Origin of the sequence: Campylobacter sp. MIT 21-1684, assembly GCF_026241315.1 — a bacterium.
GTDB lineage: Bacteria > Campylobacterota > Campylobacteria > Campylobacterales > Campylobacteraceae > Campylobacter_D.
In genome coordinates this window covers 48,217-66,137 of sequence record NZ_JAPHNA010000010.1, presented here as the reverse complement: position 1 = coordinate 66,137, position 17,921 = coordinate 48,217, and the positions used below count along the sequence as shown (strand labels likewise).

The window sequence follows — 17,921 nt, the reverse complement described above, 5'->3', positions numbered from 1 at the left end:
TCATTTCTACACACTAAGCTTATAACTTTATGATATTTTTCTTGATTTGTTAATAAAAAACATTTATCTTTTATTAATTTATTAAAATAAATAGTATAAATTTAAGTTAAGCTAAATTTATAACTTATTTAGTTATATTATAAAAATATCTTAATTTTTAAGGAATGATAAATATGGTATGGCAACAAATCTCCGATCCTTTTGAAAATATTTACCTAAGTGCTTTAGTAGCATTTTTACCTATTTTATGTTTTTTATTATGCTTGATTGTTTTTAAACTTAAAGGTTTGTACGCCGGTTTTTTAACCGTTATACTCACAAGCGTACTCGCTTTTTTTATTTATGAGATGCCTTTTTCTTTAATAGGAGCTTCTTTCGTGAGAGGTTTTACTCAAGGAATATGGCCTATAGCTTGGATTATCATTGCAGCGATTTTTCTCTATAAACTTTCTGTAAAATCTGGTTCTTTTGAAATTATAAAGCAAAGCGTAATCTCTATCACTCCAGATCACCGTATTCAAGTCATACTCATTGGTTTTTGTTTTGGTTCCTTTTTAGAAGGAGCTATTGGTTTTGGCGGTCCTGTTGCGATTACAGCAGCTTTGCTTGTCGGACTTGGTTTAAAACCTCTTTATGCAGCTGGACTATGTCTCATTGCAAATACTGCTCCTGTTGCATTCGGTGCTGTAGGAATTCCTATCATTGCTATGAGTGATCTCTTACGAGTTGAACAGCACGAAATTTCAGCAATGGTAGGACGTATGCTTGTACCTTTAAGCCTTAGCGTCCCTTTCTTTATCGTATTTTTAATGGATGGTTTCAAAGGAGTGAAAGAAACCTTTCCGGCTGTTTTGGTAGCTGCTCTTTCTTTTACAATAACGCAATTTCTAAGCTCAAATTACTTAGGTGCAGAGCTTCCAGATATTGTTTCGGCTGTAGTTTCTTTAGTATGTACAACCTTATTTTTGAAAGTTTGGAAACCAAAGGTCATTTTTAGACTTGATGGAATTAAAGATTTCTCTCATACAAACACTTTAGATTTTAAACAAATACTGTTAGCTTGGACCCCTTTCATCTTGCTCATTATTTGCATTATTCTTTGGACACAGCCTTGGTTTAAAACTTTATTTGCCAAAGGTGCAATTTTTGACTACACTCAAGTAACTGTAATGTTTAATAATATTAAAGATTCTATTGTAGATGAAACAGGAAAACCCATAGACTTAGCTTTAAAAATCGATTTCATCCTTCAAGCTGGAACAGCTATCTTGTGTGCTGCTTTCTTAAGTATCTGGATTTTAAAGATAAAAAGTAAAGATGCAAGCGAATGTCTTTGGGCAACCTTGAAAGAGATGGCTATACCTTGCATAACTATTGGTTTAGTTGTGGCTTTTGCTTTTATTGCAAAAAATTCGGCAATGAGCACAACATTAGGACGTGCTTTTGCACAAACAGGAGACGCCTTTGCTTTCTTCTCACCTGTGATAGGCTGGATAGGAGTATTTTTAACAGGATCTGACACAAATTCAAATCTTTTATTTGGACCTCTGCAATCAGTAAGTGCAAAGGAACTTGGAATTAGCGAGGCTTTATTTTTAGCAGCAAATTCAGTAGGTGGTGTTGTAGGAAAAATGATAAGCCCTCAAAGCATAGCTATTGCGTGTGCAGCGGTAGGACTTGCTGGAAGAGAATCAGAACTTTTCAAATTTACTTTTAAATACTCGGTAGCTTTTATTATTTTAATAGGTTTATGGACACTTATCATTGCTTTCTTTTTGCAAGGAATTATTCCTGATGTAGTGGCTAAATAATTCTATACTAAAAATATATTGAGAAATTTTATAAAGGCGGAAGATGAAAAAAGTTTATTTCTATGCAACCTGTCTTGGAACAGCTGCAATGCAAGAGAGTGTGATTAATGGTATTAAACTTCTAAGACGCGAAGGAGTTGAAGTAATTTTTAAAAAAAATCAAACTTGTTGTGCGCAACCGAGTTTTAATTCAGGTTATTTTAATGAAAGCAAACAAATAGCACTTTATAACGTGGCCTTATTTGAAAAAGACTATCCTATCGTAGTACCAAGTGGTTCTTGCGCAGGAATGATGAGTCACGATTATGTGGAACTTTTTAAAGATAGTGTTGAGTATGAAAGAGTACAACATTTTAGCTCACGAGTTATAGAGCTTTCTCAATATTTAGATAAGGTTTTAAATGTACAATACGAAGATAAAGGAGAGCCTATCACGGTAACTTGGCATTCAAATTGCCACGCTTTAAGAGTACAAAAAAGCATAGAATCAAGTAAAAATTTACTGAAGAAACTACAAAATGTTACACTTATAAACTTAGAATATGAAGAAGAATGCTGTGGATTTGGTGGAACATTTTCAGTTAAAGAACCTCATATCTCAAATGCTATGGTGCAAAATAAAATTAAAGACATTCAAAATACAGGAGCAAAATACCTCATCAGTGGCGATGGAGGCTGTCTGTTAAATATAGATGGAACTATGCGTAGAATGAAACTTGACATTAAAGGCATTCATTTGTATGACTTTTTATTCAAACGTCTTGAAGGAGCAGTATTATGAGTCAAAAAATTCCACACGAAGAAATCGTTGAATCAAAACTTAATGATACACAAATGCGTGAAAATTTAATGAATGCTATGCATACTCTTCAGAAAAATCGTTTCAATGTCATTGAAATGCGTTTCACAGATTGGGAAGGTTTAAGAAACAAAGCAAAACAAGCAAAAAATAATGCTTTAATGAGTTTAAAAGAAAGACTCTTGGAATTTGAAAAAAATGCTACAAAAAATGGTTTAAAAGTACATTGGGCAAGTACAGATGAAGAAGCGTGCGAAATCATCTATGAAATAATGTGTGAAAAGAATATTAGCACAATTCTCAAGGGCAAATCTATGGCGAGTGAGGAGATAGGTTTAAATCACTATCTTGAACGAAAAGGATTCAAAGCCACTGAAACAGATTTAGGCGAACTCATTTTGCAACTTAATAATGAAAGTCCTGTACATATTGTTGTTCCAGCGATTCATAGAAATAGAAATGAAGTAGGAAAAATTTTTCAAGAAAAACTAGGAGCTACACTTTCAAGCAATGAACCGGAAGAATTAAACTCTATAGCAAGAAAACATTTAAGAGCCGAGTTTGAAGGTTTAAAACTAGGATTAAGTGGTGTTAATTTTGCTGTATCTAAAGAAGGAGCTTTTTGGTTAATTGAGAATGAAGGCAATGGTAGAATGTGCACTACAGCGCCTGATATTCATATTGCACTTTGTGGCATAGAAAAAGTAATGGAAAATTTCGAAGATGCTGCAACTATGGTTTCTCTACTCACTCCTTCAGCAACAGGACAGTTCATCCCAACTTATAATAATATTATCACAGCCCCACGTAAAAATGGGGATTTAGATGGTCCAAAAGAAGTTCATATCATACTTTTTGACCATCATAGAAGCGATATGCTAGCACATAAAGACTATCACGAAGCATTACGTTGTATACGATGTGGTGCTTGTATGAATTTTTGTCCTGTGTATGATCAAATCGGCGGACACGCCTATCAAACAATTTACCCAGGACCAATAGGCGAAGTAATCAGTCCAAACCTTTTTGGTATAGATAAAACAGGTGATATTTTAAGTTTCTGTTCACTTTGTGGGAGATGTTCTGAAGTATGTCCTGTAAAAATTCCTTTGGCCGAACTCATCAGAAAACTTCGTTGTGATAAAGTAGGACAAGGAGAAAATCCACCTCTTGGCTATGAAAATTTAGAAAAAAATACTTTTGAAGCTTTTGCTTTTAGACAATTTGGAAAACTTGCCACAAATGGATTTCAATGGCGTTTTTCACTTTCAAAATTGCACTATTTAAACTTTTTTGTACACAATTTGAAACATTCTTTACCTGTAATTAAAAAATGGAATAAATTTAAAGAATTACCACAGCTAAAAAAAGATTTATACAAAGAAGTACAAGAAATTCAAGGAGTTGTATATGAGTAGAATTGAGGAAATTTCAGTAAAAAGTAAGGAAAATATTTTAAAGAAGCTTGAAAATGCTTACACAGAAAAAGATTTTCAAGTTACTCATACCATTGATCCTGTCGAGCATATTCAAAATACTTCAGATGCTTTAATACAAATGAAACAAAAAATGAGTGATAATAAATTCATAGTCGAAGAAGCAAGTGCGGATACCTTAGAAAAAAAGATTAATGAAATAGTTGCGATTTATGGGTATAAAAAACTCCTCTATCCTGCAAATATACCTTTAGATATAACTCAAATTCAAGCAAATGAAAAAATTTGCTTTGATAAAGACATAGAAGAATTACGACACGAAGTTTTTAATAGTGATTTTTCTATTGTGCAAGCAAGAGCCGGAGTGAGCTCACACGGGGTAGCTTTAGTAGTCTCATCAAAAGAACAACCTCGAATGCTTTCTTTAGCTCCAAAACTTTGCATTATGCTTCTCAAGAAAGAAAATGTTGTTCAAAGTTTAAGTCAGGCATTGCATTTAATAAAGGACGAAAATGAAATTTTGCCTTCAAATATTTTATTCATCGCAGGTCCTTCCCGTACTGCAGATATAGAACTAATAACGGTTTTTGGAGTGCACGGACCTCAAAAAGTGCATATTATTATTTATTGATTCTGTGCAGTTTATCTGCTAAGAGTTAGGTTATAACATTGTGATATAAGATGGATATAAATAAACCAATAAAATACTATATGTTGAAATCAAGTGGGTATTCTTACCCTATACTTTCAAGGCATATTGTTTGTAAATTTTGTAATAGAAATTTCACTCTAGAATATGAGTCGAATTTAAAAAATATAACTAAAGAATGTCCATTTTGCCAACAGAAAATGGACATTAAACTTGCTTAAGCTTTGCTTACAATTTGAATAATATTTTCAGCAACCTCTCCAGCTAACTCAAGATGAGAAGTAAAACCAACACACGAACAATTAATCTCTCCTAAAATGTATTTATCTTTACCATTGCTATCAGTATCAAGAATAAAATCTGCAGTCCAAATTAAAGGAAGATCATAATCACCAAGTTTTTGACGCACTTTTGGAAGTTCGTTTAAAAACATATCAACTAATTCTTTCCATTGTTCAGGCTTATCATAACGGTACTTTGCTCCACTAAAAAGAGTTGCAGAAAAAGCATCGCTTCCTTCGGCTGGTTTTTTATGGACCACATTGACAGGTGTATTATAAAGCATTAAAAGTCGAATCTCACCTTCTTTAATACGAGGCAAAAAAGTCATATCTACAAGCATACCATTATCACCTATGATATACTGTTCGCAAAAATCCATAAATTCTCCAAGCTCTCTGTATTCTACGTGATTGTCTTTTGCTTCTGTGCATTTGATTTTCGTATTCAACGGCAAAGTATCAGTGGCACAACAGTTACCCTCAACACTTACACGCCATATCCCCTCACCTGTAGAACCGCGGTTTTGTTTCAAAACTCTTTCACCTTTTGCAAGGCTTTTTGGAAAAGTCTCTTTAAAAGTTTTAATATCATAATAGGCATAAGTATCATTTGGTACAAGATCTGTGCCAACAAGTTTTGTAAGAGCATCTTTTGCTCCATATCCTATCATAGCATCAGGATGAGGCATACCAATAAGCCCATCTTTGCAAAGTTGTCTTAACATATCAAAATACTCATTTTCTTCTTTAAGATTACCCGGATTAATACGTGAAACATAACCATCAAAATTTTCTTTCACATAAAGATAAATTTCATCTTTTTTAGCGATTTCAAAAAAAACAACTTCGGCATTCCAACCACGTTCTTTAAGAGCATTCACCATAGGCATAGTGTCTTTTCTATATCCATCTTCGCCTTTATCGCTCCCACCTCTAACTTCAAAAAAAACAATACTTTTTTTCATTAAACACTCCTTAAAAAATACTCGACAATTATACACAAAATAATAAAAGTATACCTTTATATTTAAATTCTTTATAAATATTTTTATAATAATTTAAGCTTACTTTTTTAAAATCATTGAAAGATGTTTAAAATCAAAAGTGGCATGTTTTGGTGAAAAAAATCTTTTTCGTTCTCCTTTTAAGTTGCAGTTTTTATAATTTCTCTTTAGATGTTCTTTCACAAGTTACAAACGGAGTTTTAATTCAAACTCACTTAGAATTTAAACCTTAAAGAAATGAAAGAAGTAAAAGGTGAATACATTTCTGAAAGAGCTTTTCCGCTTTATTTTGGATACTATCTAGGTGCTTATTTCCTCATATGCTAATAATCCTATATATTTTGGAAAGCCACGCAAACTTCCTCTCAAACCAAATTTCTATACAAACCCAAACAACAGACCATTACGATTACCTGGAGGTTTCTTAGATATTGGATTGGTTATTTTTATTATTCTTTTTTTAATGAGTTGTATCGCTTTTTTTGAAGACCGTGTAAGCAAAAAATCTCTTTTTTAACTTCATTTGGTGCTTTGCTTTTTTATTCAACGCTTTTTGATTTTCCAAAAGAAATAATAGAACGCTATTCTTTTTGAAATTGTAGGACTTGCTTTTACTTTCTTATATACTCTTCTTCTCATTGTAATAGTTGTGAAAAGACTCTTAGAAAAAATAAAAAATTCAAAAGAAAAACATATAGAATCAATCTGTTTTGTTTGAATATATCAAAAAACACTTTTTAGTTTTTCAAGATTCAAATTTTTCAAAGCTTTGCTTGGAAGTAATTTGACAATACGAGTTTAAAAAATAATAAAAAAATGTTTTTGTGCTAATGTTAAAACCCTTGATAGAATGTCTAGCATTTTCTAAAAAACACATTATTATAATTTCAATATATTAACTTTAATAAAATATAATATTTCTTATCAATATTTAAGGAGATACAATGAAAAAATTTGTTCTAGTTGTTTTTTTAAGCACTGCTTTCTTTGCAAATCTTTCTTTGGCGAATACTTTTAATTTACAAGAGGCTAAAGCTGCTTATCTTTCTCAAGATGACCGAGCTCTACCTTTTTTCTTAAGACTTTTTTATTCGCTTGGAATTACATGGAAAACAGACGCTCGTTAAGCTTATGGATATTCTTTTTTTAAAAAATATTATCTATATCGTCAATACTCTTTTAGTATTTTATATCTTTGATAAAGAAGTTTTCTTAAAAAGAAAAACTTCTGTCCTTGTAAGCTGTATCTTTCTATTTACTCCTGTTTATTCGATTCTTTTTACCGATACTCTCTTGCCTTTTTCACAAGAAATTCAAAATTTTACAATCATCAGTCTTGATATCTTATGTTTTCTCATTTTAGTAGCTATAATTTTTCAAATTCATTCCAAAAAACGCAATAATTAAAATTTCTCATATATTTTTTTTATATTTTCTAATTGTGTGTTGGCATTTAAAAGCAAACAATCAGCCAAAACAAGACGCACCATAGCCGTTGCAACAACACTGCCTCGTATCGCTACACAAGGATCGTGTCTGCCTTTAAGCTCACAAAGCACGTCCTTGCCGAAAATATCCATAGTTTTTTGAGTTCTAAAAATAGAAGGAGTAGGTTTAAAATAGCTTTTTAACTCTATATCAGCCCCATTTGAAATTCCTCCAAGTATACCACCAGCGTGATTGCTTAAGAATTTTCCTTGAGAGAGCTCATCATTGTTTTGACTGCCTCGCATTCTACTTGCTACTATGCCTTGTCCTATCTCAACAGCTTTAACAGCATTAATACCCATTAAAGCGTGTGCAAGTTTTGAATCAAGTTTATCATACAAAACTTCTCCAAGTCCAACAGGAACATTGCTTACTCTTGTAAAAACAGCCCCACCAACGCTGTCTTTTACTTTCTTTGCCTCAAGTATCTCTCTTTTAAAATCGTCCTCTAAAGCACTATCAAGACAAAAAATTTCACTTTTGTGTGCAAAATCAAAATCAAAACAAGAATTCTCCAAAGCAGAAACACAAGAACCAATACCAAAAATTCCACTCTCTACAATGATGTTAAATTCTTTTAAAAGCATTGCAGCCACAGCACCTGCTGCAACCCTAGCGACACTTTCCCTTGCACTTGCTCTGCCACCTCCTCTATAATCTCTTAGGCCAAATTTATGAAAATAGGTAAAATCAGCGTGAGCAGGACGAAATAAATTCTTCAAATTTTCATAATCTTTAGAACGAGCATTTTCATTAAAAACAATCATAGCTAAAGGTGTTCCTGTACTCAAGCCTTCAAAAATTCCACTTAAAATTTCAATCCTATCGCTTTCTTTTCGAGAGGTAGCAAATCTGCCCCCGCCTCTTCTTTTATCAAGCTCATTTTGTAGAAATTCCTCATCAATCCTAAGTCCGGCAGGCAAACCATCAACAACACAGCCAAGAGCTTTGCCGTGAGATTCACCAAAACTTGTAAATTTCAACCTAGTGCCAAAAGTATTCATAATCTTCCCATCTTTTCAAGAGTTATTCTTGCTGCCATTTGCTGTGCTTCTTTTTTACTTTTTGCTGTGGCTCTTGCAATTTCTTGACCATCAAGTTTTAAAGCAATTTCAAATTGTTTTTGATGATCAGGTCCAAAAGCACGTAAAGTCTCGTATTGTGGAATTTGTCCTAACTGTTCTTGAGTAAGCTCTTGAAGTTTAGTCTTATAATCCTTGATAAGATTTTGTGCATCAATTTGCGGATAATTCTGTTCTATTAAAACAAGAGCAATTTGCCGTGCTTTTTCATATCCAGCTTCTAAATGCACAGCCCCAATTAAAGCCTCAAAAGCATCAGAAAGTATAGATGGTTTTGTTTTACCACCATTATTTTCTTCAGCAAGAGACAAAAAAAGAAAAGCTCCTAAATCCAAATTTGCAGCAATTTTAGCAAAGGATTTCTCATTCACCAAAGCGGCTCTAAGTTTAGAGAGATCACCTTCTGCTTGAGTATCAAACTTATGAAATAAAAATTCTCCAACGATCAAATCAAGCACAGCATCGCCTAAAAATTCAAGTCTTTCATTGTTGTAAGGCTTTTTAAAACTTTTATGCGTCAAAGCCTTTAAGACAAGTTGCTTGTCTTTAAAAGTGTAACCTAATTTCTTCTCCAAAAACTCAATTTTTTTCATTCTTTTCCTTTGCCAACTTCCTTGCTGCTGTGCGGGCTAAAAAATCACATCTCTCATTGTATTTATGCCCATTGTGTGCTTTTATCCAAAAAGCTTTCATTTTATGAATTTGAGCTTTATGCAAGTACTGCTTCCACAGATCAACATTCTTTTTTCCTTTAAAATCTTTTTGTATCCAAGAATCTAGCCATTCATTGATACTTTGTACCATCAATTTTGAATCAGTAAAAAGTAAAATCTCACAAGGCTCTTTTAAAACTTCTAAAGCTTTTATAATAGCTAAGAGCTCCATTCTATTATTTGTCGTATTTTCTTCAGCCCCACTCTCTGTCTTTTCGTATTCGCCAAAACGTAAAATATACGCCCAACCTCCAAAACCCGGATTATTTAAACACGAACCATCTGTATAAAGTTCAATAGTTTTCATTATTTTTCACTTCATAAAGAATTTTACAAGTATTAAATTCATAGCATACAGGACAATGATAAAAAAATAAAGGCATAGTACTTTTACATTCAGTGCAAGAATAAGAAAATTCAAAACTCGCTTTAAAGCCATTCTGACATAAAATAGAAAACATTTTGCAATGTGAATTGTGAAAATTCATAACCTTGTCTTGTATTTTACCCAAAGCATAAAAAAATTCTCTATACTCTTGATTATGTATATTCAAAGGTTGTGTTTCTTGATAAAGCAAATCAATAATATTTGAGAATTCTTGTTCAAAAAAGAGATGGTATCTTTCAAAAAGCAAACGTTTAAGCATAGAATTCTCTTGTAATTGAAGTCTTACAAGTTTTTGTTTTTTTTCCTCATCGTTCATATTACACTCAAGTATTTGTAAAGCTTTAATAAATTCTTTTTCCTCGTCAACTTTTTCTCCAAGCTCAAAAAGACATTCTAAAATTTCCAAATTTTCTTTATGATTTTTAAGTTTAAAATGAACTATTTTAAGAATTTTTAAGGCTTGTTTGTTTCGCGGAGAAATTTTTAAGACATTGAATAAAACTTCACGGGTACGCTCTAAAAATCCCGCTTTAAAATACACTTGGGCTAAGGCTAGGAATAAAAACTCTTGTTCATCTTTTTTCTTAGTCTTTTCCAAAGCAATTAAATAAATCTGAACCGCCTTTTCAAATTCTCCACTTTTTGTAAAAATTTCAGCTAAAAAATACAGATTGCTTAAACTCAATCTCTCATTTACAAATAAACCTTTATAAATGGTATCTTTTTCAAATTTTTTAATAAATTGCTCTAATTTTTGTTTTTTGTCTTTTTTAGAAAAAAACTCCCAAGCATAATTTGCTACTGCAACGATGAAAATCAAAATAGTTAAAAAAATAAGTCCTGTCAAAGGATCCCTATACTCTACAAAGAAAAAATCCATAAAATCACTTTTATCATTTTTATCAAATTATAGCCAAATCTTTGTATAATTATAATTAAAGGTTTGTACAAATGATAGCCCGAGCAAGCATAGAAAGTTTAAGTCAAAAACTTGACATTGTCGATATTATCTCACATTTTATAGAAGTGAAAAAACAAGGGGCATCTTATGTATGTGTTTGTCCTTTTCACCCAGATAAAAATCCTTCTATGCATATTAATTCGCAAAAAAGCTTTTATCATTGTTTTGCTTGTAAGGCAGGTGGGGATGCTTTTAAATTTGTAATGGATTATGAAAAATTAAGTTTCGCAGAAGCTGTAGAAAAAGTAGCAAGCTTAAGTAATTTTTCACTTAGCTATACACAAGAAAAACAAGAAAACAAAAAAGAATTAAAACATATACTGCCCATACTTAATGCTTTTTATAAACACAGTCTCATACAGCACAAAGAAGCTCTGTCATACCTTTATTCACGAAAACTTAATGATGCTGACATTTTAAAATTTGAACTCGGTTTTGCTGGTACAAGTGAAGAAAGTATGAGGCTTTTAAGAAATGAAAACATTTCATATGAAGATGCTTTAACGGTTGGAGCTTTAAAAAAAGACGAAAAAAATGAACTGTATGCAAGTTTTATTGCACGTATAATCTTTCCTATTTATGATCATAAAGGTTTGCTTGTAGGTTTTGGAGGCAGAACTCTTAATCCAAATAATATGGCAAAATACATTAATTCTCCACAAAACATACTTTTTGATAAAAGTCGCATTTTTTATGGTCTGCATTTGGCGAAAGAAAACATAATGACAAAGAAAGAAATGATAATCTGTGAAGGTTATCTTGATGTTATCGCTTTTCATAAAGCCGGATTTAATAATGCTATTGCTATTCTTGGAACTGCATTAACACAGAGTCATTTACCTCTTATAAGACGGTATGAAGCTAAAGTCATTTTATGTTTCGACAATGATGAAGCAGGATTAAAGGCAGCTATAAAATCATCTTTTTTGTTAAGCACTCATAAATTTGATGGAAAAGTGGTACTTTTACAAGGTGGAAAAGACCCTGCTGAACTTGTTGCTTGTGGCGAAGAGAAGAGACTCTTTGACTTTTTAGACAAAGGTATTGAACTTGGTGAATTCTACATACGAAATCTGTTAAAAGAACCTATAAAATCAGCTCTTGAAAAGCAAAAAGCCTTAGAAAAGGTGCAAGCTTATACCTTTTTATTAGAACCGCTCGTTGCAAATTCTTACAAAAATTTGGTTGCAAAACTCTTAGGAGTTGATGAGATTTTCGTTACTTTATCGAAAAATGAAAGAAAAAGAACTGTTGTAACTTCCAATGTCCCTTTTAAAGAAACAAATCATCTTGCTGAATTTGAAATTTTTGCATTTTTACAAACTTCAAGTCAGGCAAGAGAACTCTTTAAAAAAATTAGTGATACAATGTGTTTTAAACACAAAAATTTATTAGAAAAAATCTTGCTTAACTATGGTTTTGAAGACAGCGAAATTCGAGAATTTGAAAACAAAAAATTGCAAAAAATTTTAAGCGAAAATGAATTCTTATTTGGAATTTCTAAAATCAATTTAGCTTTTCTTAACACCATAGAACTTAAAACTTCGTCTTTAGCCCTTAAAAAACAACTTTTTGCCTGTATAAATCAAAATGAAATGATTTTAAAAAAAAATCTCAACAATAATGAATTAAAAGAATTTTTAATACAACTCTTGCTTGTACTTAAAAACGAAAGGGATGAAAAACAACTTGAATTTTTTCTTAAAAAATTCCATTCAATTTTTAACAGAAAGAATTTCAAAATTCAAGAATGTAAAAGCTTATTTGAAAATTCAAACGAGCCTTTTTGATATTTAAACTAAAACAACCACCGCAATGGCAAAACCCCCATCGTGAGAGATGCTTAATGAAGCAGAATGTATTGCAAATTTTTGTATAAGATGAGGAGAAAATTCAAGTTGGGGGGCATTGCGTTGATTCTTAGCAATTCGTATATCAAAAAAAGTACACTCTTGACTAATACCCAAACCTAAAGCTTTACTTGCAGCTTCTTTAGCTGCCCAAAGTCCTGCCAAAGTAGGAATAGATTGTGAGAATTTTTGTTCAGCAGGATGTAAGAATCTATCTAAAAAAGCTGTACCGTGTCGGTTATAAATTTTTTCTATTCGAGAAATAGCAACAATATCACAACCAACACGCATTAGCTATGAAACAACAAAATCTGTAAAATACACATTTTTAATAAAACCATCAGTAAGAATTTCATTAATCTTACCAACAAGTTCATCTTTAAGTCTTTCTTTACCTGTTGCTGTACTTACTTCTTCAAAGGTTTTAGCTGTAAGTGTACGAATGATAATATCACGTATTATGGCAACTTTTTTATCAAGCTCTGGCGTTAAAAGTTCAGTATTTTGTTCAAGGTCTATAGTACATTTTACATATCTTGAACCACTATCACTTAATAAATTTAATGTAAAAGGATCAAGAGAATACATAGGTCCTATATTTGCAAAATCACTTCCTCTTTGATTAGGGACTGAATTTTTTGGTTTTTCGTGTTTGCTCTCTTCTTTTGTTGCCTCTTTAACCTCACTTTCATCTCCAGAAGAACTGATAAGCCAAGCTATCACTCCCATCATAGCAAGGAGTAAAACAAAAAGTAAAACAACTATAATAATAACTAAAGAACCGCCACCTTTTTTCTTTTTTTCTTCTTTTTCTAATTCTTCGTCCATAAATTTTCCTTATAATTTGGTGAATTTAGAGTAAAATTATAGCAAGTTTTCTTTAACTGGATTTTTGTTTTTAATAAATTGACAGATTTTATATACATAAGGATATACAATGTTTGATGTGATTTTTAGAGAGTATGATATAAGAGGACTTTATGGAAAAGAACTCAATGAAAAAAGCGTAAAAGCTATTGGCTATTGCTTGGGAATGAAAATGCTTGAGAAAGAATGTAAAAATGTAAGCGTAGGCTATGATGCACGTTACAGTGCACAGGAGCTTTTTACATATCTGCTCAGTGGTCTTAACAAAGCAGGAATCAAAGTGTATGATATAGGGCTTGTACCAACTCCGCTTGGATATTTTAGTCTCTATGTAGGAAAAAAATTTGATGCAAATATTATGATCACAGGTTCTCATAATCCAAAGGATTACAATGGTTTTAAAATTACAATAGCAAAAGAAAGTTTTTTTGGGACAGAACTTAAAAAATTAGCAAAAGAAGTAGAAAAACATCTTAATGATGACATTCCTCAAAAAACAGAAGCACAAAAATATGATATTTTAAGTCTTTATGTTGATTTTATGAGTGAGCAGTTTCAAGAATTAAAAAATTGCAAATATGAATTTGGTATTGACTGTTCAAATGGAGCAGCTGGTGTTGTTATTGCACCTCTAATGAAAGCTCTCAATTTAAGAGCCTCTGTTCTTTTTAGTGAGCCTGATGGCCGGTTTCCAAACCACGCCCCTGATCCTACTGAAAAAGAAAATTTGTATGCCTTGCAAACACTGCTTAGTGAAAATCCTCATTTAAGTATGGGATTTGCTTTCGATGGAGATGCTGATAGAATGGTTGCTTTGACAAGAAATCATATTTTTTGCGGAGATGAACTTTGTTATCTTTTTGCAAAAAATATTCCAAATCCAAGAGTACTTGGCGAAGTAAAATGTTCAAAGAATCTCTTTGATGAGGTAGCAAAATTTGGCACTATTTTTATGGGAAAAACAGGACATTCAAATATCAAACAAATGATGAAAGAAAAAAATATTGACCTTGCGGCTGAAGTGAGTGGACATATCTTTTTTAAACACAGATATTTTGGATATGATGATGGAATCTATGCTTTCTTAAGAACTTTAGAACTTCTTCATAAGGGGTTTGACTTACAAAGCTTAATCGAATCTTTACCAAAATTATACACAACTCCTGAAATAAAAATTCCTGTTAAAGAAGATGAAAAATTTGAACTTGTAGAGGAATTCAAACAAGCGATACAACAAGGTGCTTTAAAAGGAATAAAAGCCTTATGTGAAATAGACGGGGTAAGAATAGAATTTGATTATGGATGGGCTTTATTAAGAGCTTCAAACACAAGTGCATATCTCATTACACGTTTTGAAGCACAAACTTTAGAACAAGCAAAAGAACTTGAAACAAAAATACTGGCTCTCTTTGATGAAATCAAGACAAAAAAATATCATACAAATTAGCTCTCATCTTTTGAGATTTTCTAACAGTTCTTCTAAATTATAAAGCTCTCTATATTCTGAGGTTATGAGGTGGATTAAAATATCTCCTAAATCAAGCACTACCCACTCCTCACTTACCTCTGTATGTAAAAATTCCTCACCACGTGCTTTAAGCTGCACTTTCAATTCATCAACTAAAGCCAAACCGTGTTTTTCTCCTAAAGTGGTAGCGATAATAACACATTCTACAAAATACTCTTGCTCGCTCATATCAAAAACTTGAATCTCTTCAGCCTTTTTTTCATCTAAAATGGCAACTATTGTCTGTACTCGCTCTTCCATATCTTCCCTTTAAATTGAAGAAATTATATTATTCTTTTGTAATTTTGTATAATAATCCCTCACCTCATCTTTAATCTCTTCACACACTTCATTAGAATCTAAAGCAGTGCGGATAAATGATGAAGAAATGTTGATTTTTGTGCTTAAACTACGAAAAACTTTTGGAATTACGATACCATCACGATTAGCAATAACAAATTCAACTAAAGAATTGAGTTCTTCAAAGTTCTGCCATAAATGAAGCGTCTGTAAATGGTCAGCACCAACAATCAAATACACCGCACCGGGCTTATAAACTCTATAAAGATATTTAACAGTTTCAAAACTGGGCACCGCTCTTTTTTGCTGGATTTCATAATCTGAAATTTCAATCTTTTCTAAATTCCCCCAAAGTGTTTTTACCCAAGTAAATCTACGTTGCTCATCTGCACAAAATCCTTTCTTAAAAGGACTAAGAAAACTCGGCATAATAATGAGTTTATCTATATCAAGAGAATTTAAAGCCTCCTTGATAACGGCATTGTGTCCTTTATGTGGCGGGTCAAAACTCCCGCCAAAAAGCGCGATTTTCATTGAAATTTTTTAACCTTTTTTTTGTAAAATAGTAGCATTTTATTTTCAAAAGGAAATTAAATGGCTATAAAAGTTGCTATCAATGGTTTTGGACGTATAGGAAGATGTGTTGCAAGGATTCTCTCTGAAAGGACAGACATAGAACTTGTAGCTATTAACGACACAACTGACATAGAGCTTACTCAATATCTTTTTCAATATGATTCAGTACATCGAGAATTTCAAGGCAAAATAAGTAACGATGGTGAAAATTTATTTCTTAATGAAAAAAAAATCAAAATGTTTAAAAGTAGAGAGATACAAGATCTTGATTTTGCTAAATATGGTGCAACTGTTGTATTAGAATGTACAGGAGCTAATCTCACACAAGAAAAATGTGAAGGATTTTTAAAAAAAGGCATACAAAAAGTTATTATGAGTGCGCCAGCAAAAGACAGTACGCCAACTTATGTTTTAGGTGTCAATTCTCATCTTTATAAAAATGAGCCTATTATTTCAAACGCAAGTTGTACCACAAATTGTCTTGGTCCAATATGCAGAGTTTTACAAGATAATTTTGGCATAGAAAAAGGGTTAATGACAACGATACACGCTTATACAAACGGGCAAAGTCTCATTGATGCAAAAGCAAAAGAAAAAAGAAGAAGTCGTGCAGCAGCACAAAACATTATTCCCACATCAACAGGGGCAGCTAAAGCGATGAAGCTTATTATGCCAGAGCTTGATGGCAAACTTCACGGGCAAAGTATGCGTGTACCTGTGATTGATGTTTCTAGCGTGGATTTAACAGCAAAGCTTTACAAAAAAGTAAATCAAGAAGAACTCAATCAAGCTTTTAGAAAAGCGGCTATGGAAAATTTGAAAGGAATTTTACTTGTTGATGATGAACAAAGGGTTTCCTCTGATTTTATTACCTGTTCTTATGGGGCTATAGTAGCAAGTGATTTAACACAAGTTATACAAGATGATTTTATAAAAATCATAGCGTGGTATGATAATGAATGGGGTTACTCAAACCGTCTTGTTGATATGGCTTTATATATCACAAAAGAAGGTAATAATGAGTGATATAATTTCAATTAAAGATTTGGACTTAACAAAAAAAAAAGTTTTCATACGATGTGATTTTAATGTCCCTCAAGATGATTTTTTAAATATTACAGATGACAGAAGGATACGTTCTGCTATTCCTACGATACGTTACTGCCTTGACAATGGTTGTAGCGTTATTCTAGCTTCCCATTTGGGTCGTCCTAAAGAAATAAGTACGCGTTATTCATTAGAGCCTATTGCTAAGAGGTTAGCACGATTGATGAATAAAGAAATCATTATGGCAAAAGATGTAATAGGGGAGGAAACAAAAAAACAAGCTAAAAATCTCCAAGCAAGCGAAATACTTATGCTAGAAAATTTACGCTTTGAAAAAGGTGAAACAAAAAATGATAGAAATCTAGCAAAAGAACTCTCCTCATTAGCCGAAATTTATATTAATGATGCCTTTGGAGTATGCCATAGGGCGCACGCTAGCGTTCAAGCTATTACGGAATTTTTCTCTCAAAAAGGAGCTGGATTTTTACTCCAAAAAGAAATTGACTTTGCTAACAACCTCATAAAAAGACCGATTCGTCCTTTTGTTGCTGTTGTTGGCGGATCTAAAGTTAGTGGCAAACTTCAAGCATTAACAAATTTACTTCCAAAAGTTGATAAACTTATTATCGGTGGGGGTATGGCTTTTACTTTTCTTAAAGCTTTAGGATATGATATAGGCAATTCACTTTTAGAAGAAGAGCTTTTAGAAGAAGCGAATAAAATCCTTGTTAAAGGAAAAAATTTGGGAGTGAAAATTTATCTTCCTGTAGATGTAGCTGTTGCAACTTCCTGCTCACAAGAAGCCGTAATGAAATTTGTCCCTGCGCAAGAAATTCCAAGAGACTGGATGGGTTTAGATATTGGTCCTGCAAGCGTGAGACTTTTTCGCGAAGCCTTAGCAGATGCCCAAACAATTTGGTGGAATGGTCCTATGGGTGTTTTTGAGCTTGACAAATTCAGTAAAGGAAGTATTAAAATGAGTCATTATATCAGCGAAAGTCAAGCTACCACTGTTGTTGGCGGAGGCGATACGGCTGATGTTGTTGCAAGGGCAGGAGATGCTGATGAAATGACTTTTATATCAACAGGTGGTGGAGCTTCCTTAGAACTTATAGAAGGCAAAGAACTTCCGGGTGTAAAACCTCTAAGAATAAAGGAATAA

Annotated in this window: 19 protein-coding genes; 10 read left to right on the top strand and 9 right to left on the bottom strand. The window is 32.4% G+C overall.

Translation table 11 applies throughout. The features are described 5' to 3' along the window. Positions 1-164: 164 nt before the first annotated feature. From OQH62_RS05390 to OQH62_RS05375, 4 genes are read left to right on the top strand one after another with little or no spacing between them, the layout of a single operon-like run. A complete protein-coding gene (locus OQH62_RS05390) occupies positions 165-1,811 on the top strand; it encodes an L-lactate permease (protein ID WP_266014897.1) in 1,647 nt (548 codons plus the stop codon). A gap of 43 nt (positions 1,812-1,854) precedes the next feature. Beyond that, a complete protein-coding gene (locus OQH62_RS05385) occupies positions 1,855-2,592 on the top strand; it encodes a (Fe-S)-binding protein (protein ID WP_266014894.1) in 738 nt (245 codons plus the stop codon). Continuing rightward, complete coding sequence (locus OQH62_RS05380) at positions 2,589-4,028, top strand: LutB/LldF family L-lactate oxidation iron-sulfur protein (RefSeq protein ID WP_266014891.1); 1,440 nt, start codon at positions 2,589-2,591, stop codon at positions 4,026-4,028. Before OQH62_RS05385 ends, OQH62_RS05380 begins: the two co-directional genes overlap by 4 nt. Further along, positions 4,021-4,677, top strand: a complete 657-nt coding sequence (locus OQH62_RS05375; protein WP_266014889.1) for a LutC/YkgG family protein — start codon at positions 4,021-4,023, stop codon at positions 4,675-4,677. The genes OQH62_RS05380 and OQH62_RS05375 overlap by 8 nt, the downstream gene beginning before the upstream one ends. A 235-nt stretch (positions 4,678-4,912) precedes the next feature. On the opposite strand, the gene OQH62_RS05370 is transcribed toward OQH62_RS05375, so the two are convergent. Then, positions 4,913-5,941, bottom strand: coding sequence for a Cj0069 family protein (locus OQH62_RS05370; protein WP_266014887.1), 1,029 nt, complete (start codon positions 5,939-5,941; stop codon positions 4,913-4,915). 983 nt (positions 5,942-6,924) lie between these two features. On the opposite strand from OQH62_RS05370, the gene OQH62_RS05365 reads away from it, so the two are divergent. After that, on the top strand, positions 6,925-7,107 hold the full coding sequence (locus OQH62_RS05365) for a hypothetical protein (RefSeq protein WP_266014886.1): 183 nt from the start codon (positions 6,925-6,927) through the stop codon (positions 7,105-7,107). A 4-nt stretch (positions 7,108-7,111) separates the two neighbouring features. Then, positions 7,112-7,387 carry a hypothetical protein gene (locus OQH62_RS05360; RefSeq protein ID WP_266014884.1) on the top strand — a complete coding sequence of 92 codons (276 nt, stop codon included), beginning with the start codon at positions 7,112-7,114 and terminating at the stop codon, positions 7,385-7,387. Here the strand turns inward: OQH62_RS05360 and aroC are convergent. Genes aroC through OQH62_RS05340 form a run of 4 tightly spaced genes read right to left on the bottom strand, consistent with a single transcriptional unit; the run spans position 7,384 to position 10,531 of the window. Further along, positions 7,384-8,472, bottom strand: a complete 1,089-nt coding sequence (gene aroC, locus OQH62_RS05355; protein ID WP_266014882.1) for a chorismate synthase — start codon at positions 8,470-8,472, stop codon at positions 7,384-7,386. The genes OQH62_RS05360 and aroC overlap by 4 nt on opposite strands. After that, the gene (rnc, locus tag OQH62_RS05350) at positions 8,469-9,143 is read right to left on the bottom strand and encodes a ribonuclease III (RefSeq protein WP_266014879.1); all 675 of its coding nucleotides are present in this window, start codon (positions 9,141-9,143) and stop codon (positions 8,469-8,471) included. The genes aroC and rnc overlap by 4 nt, the downstream gene beginning before the upstream one ends. Next, on the bottom strand, positions 9,130-9,570 hold the full coding sequence (gene rnhA / locus OQH62_RS05345) for a ribonuclease HI (RefSeq protein ID WP_266014875.1): 441 nt from the start codon (positions 9,568-9,570) through the stop codon (positions 9,130-9,132). Before rnhA ends, rnc begins: the two co-directional genes overlap by 14 nt. After that, positions 9,557-10,531: a hypothetical protein gene (locus OQH62_RS05340; protein ID WP_266014872.1), complete on the bottom strand. Its 975-nt coding sequence runs from the start codon at positions 10,529-10,531 to the stop codon at positions 9,557-9,559. Before OQH62_RS05340 ends, rnhA begins: the two co-directional genes overlap by 14 nt. A 71-nt stretch (positions 10,532-10,602) precedes the next feature. Between OQH62_RS05340 and dnaG the strand changes: the two genes are divergently transcribed. Further along, entirely contained in the window at positions 10,603-12,402 is a 1,800-nt protein-coding gene (gene dnaG / locus OQH62_RS05335; RefSeq protein ID WP_266014868.1) for a DNA primase, read from the top strand. A 3-nt stretch (positions 12,403-12,405) separates the two neighbouring features. On the opposite strand, the gene acpS is transcribed toward dnaG, so the two are convergent. Together acpS and fliL are read right to left on the bottom strand one after the other, a co-directional pair. Continuing rightward, on the bottom strand, positions 12,406-12,753 hold the full coding sequence (gene acpS, locus OQH62_RS05330; protein WP_266014863.1) for a holo-ACP synthase: 348 nt from the start codon (positions 12,751-12,753) through the stop codon (positions 12,406-12,408). Positions 12,754-12,756: 3 nt separating this feature from the next. Continuing rightward, on the bottom strand, positions 12,757-13,290 hold the full coding sequence (fliL, locus tag OQH62_RS05325; protein WP_266014859.1) for a flagellar basal body-associated protein FliL: 534 nt from the start codon (positions 13,288-13,290) through the stop codon (positions 12,757-12,759). A gap of 109 nt (positions 13,291-13,399) precedes the next feature. On the opposite strand from fliL, the gene OQH62_RS05320 reads away from it, so the two are divergent. Beyond that, complete coding sequence (locus tag OQH62_RS05320; RefSeq protein ID WP_266014856.1) at positions 13,400-14,776, top strand: phosphomannomutase/phosphoglucomutase; 1,377 nt, start codon at positions 13,400-13,402, stop codon at positions 14,774-14,776. 3 nt (positions 14,777-14,779) lie between these two features. Here the strand turns inward: OQH62_RS05320 and rsfS are convergent, their stop codons facing one another. Together rsfS and nadD are read right to left on the bottom strand one after the other, a co-directional pair. Next, complete coding sequence (gene rsfS / locus OQH62_RS05315; RefSeq protein ID WP_266014853.1) at positions 14,780-15,097, bottom strand: ribosome silencing factor; 318 nt, start codon at positions 15,095-15,097, stop codon at positions 14,780-14,782. Positions 15,098-15,106: 9 nt separating this feature from the next. Further along, positions 15,107-15,670, bottom strand: coding sequence for a nicotinate (nicotinamide) nucleotide adenylyltransferase (nadD, locus tag OQH62_RS05310; protein WP_266014851.1), 564 nt, complete (start codon positions 15,668-15,670; stop codon positions 15,107-15,109). Between the two features lie 60 nt (positions 15,671-15,730). On the opposite strand from nadD, the gene gap reads away from it, so the two are divergent. Both gap and OQH62_RS05300 read left to right on the top strand, forming a co-directional pair. After that, positions 15,731-16,738, top strand: coding sequence for a type I glyceraldehyde-3-phosphate dehydrogenase (gap, locus tag OQH62_RS05305; protein ID WP_266014849.1), 1,008 nt, complete (start codon positions 15,731-15,733; stop codon positions 16,736-16,738). After that, on the top strand, positions 16,731-17,921 hold the full coding sequence (locus OQH62_RS05300) for a phosphoglycerate kinase (protein ID WP_266014844.1): 1,191 nt from the start codon (positions 16,731-16,733) through the stop codon (positions 17,919-17,921). Before gap ends, OQH62_RS05300 begins: the two co-directional genes overlap by 8 nt.